Origin of the sequence: Arsenicibacter rosenii (assembly GCF_001870735.1) — a bacterium.
Classification (GTDB): Bacteria; Bacteroidota; Bacteroidia; order Cytophagales; family Spirosomataceae; genus Arsenicibacter; species Arsenicibacter rosenii.
Genome location: NZ_MORL01000340.1, coordinates 1 through 323, shown reverse-complemented (window position 1 = coordinate 323; position 323 = coordinate 1). Strand labels below are relative to the sequence as shown.

1 protein-coding gene is annotated in these 323 nt (G+C 57.9%); it reads right to left on the bottom strand.

Going from position 1 to position 323, the window contains the following annotated elements:
• On the bottom strand, positions 1-323 hold a 323-nt coding region (locus tag BLX24_RS33350; protein WP_177226033.1), incomplete at both ends, for a hypothetical protein.

Sequence of the window (323 nt, the reverse complement as noted above, 5' to 3'; positions counted from 1 at the left end):
CCGGATTTTTCGGCATAGAAGGCTTCGAGTTCCGAAATTTTCTGCTTTTCGGCCTCTTTAACGGCTTTGACCTGATCACTGTAATGCTGCGCCAGCGCCAGCCGCTGCTGCTCGTAGTGCTCCGTTTCGATCACCGACGTGTCAAGCTCCTGCTGCAAGACGGCGACTTTGCGGTCACGCTCCTGCATGGCTTCGGCAATGGCCTTCTCAGCCCGCTTCTGCGCCAGATCAGCCAGGAACTGTGCTGCCTGCTGGGCCATCTGACCGATGGCCTGATACGTCTGCATATTGCCTTCCAGGGTCTTCTGCCAGCCCTGCTGCTG